The 318-nt window shown below is 52.8% G+C and carries 1 rRNA gene; it reads left to right on the top strand.

The features are described 5' to 3' along the window. Nucleotides 1-231: 231 nt before the first annotated feature. Nucleotides 232-318: ribosomal RNA gene (rrf, locus tag ATB02_RS25935) — 5S ribosomal RNA — on the top strand; the annotation flags it as partial.

The following is a 318-nucleotide window of genomic DNA, read 5'->3' as shown; positions in this document are numbered from 1 at the left end:
GCGTTGAGCTAACCGGTACTAATGAACCGTGAGGCTTAACCTTACAACGCCGAAGATGTTTTGGCGGATTGAGAGAATTTCAGCTTGGATCCAGAGTCCGAAGGATTTTGCGCTGAGACAAGGCGGCAAATGAAGCGAAGGAAGGAGCATACTGAAGTATGTGACTGATTTTCGCGAATGCAGCCAACGCAGTATCAGCACAAAAGACACAGGACAGAGCACAGGAATTTGCCTGGCGGCCGTAGCGCGGTGGTCCCACCTGACCCCATGCCGAACTCAGAAGTGAAACGCCGTAGCGCCGATGGTAGTGTGGGGTCT

It is taken from the genome of Escherichia sp. MOD1-EC5189 (genome assembly GCF_002966045.1).
Classification (GTDB): Bacteria; Pseudomonadota; Gammaproteobacteria; order Enterobacterales; family Enterobacteriaceae; genus Escherichia; species Escherichia coli_F.
The sequence above is the reverse complement of the archived record's forward strand: the minus strand, read 5'-3'. Positions and strand labels throughout refer to the sequence as shown.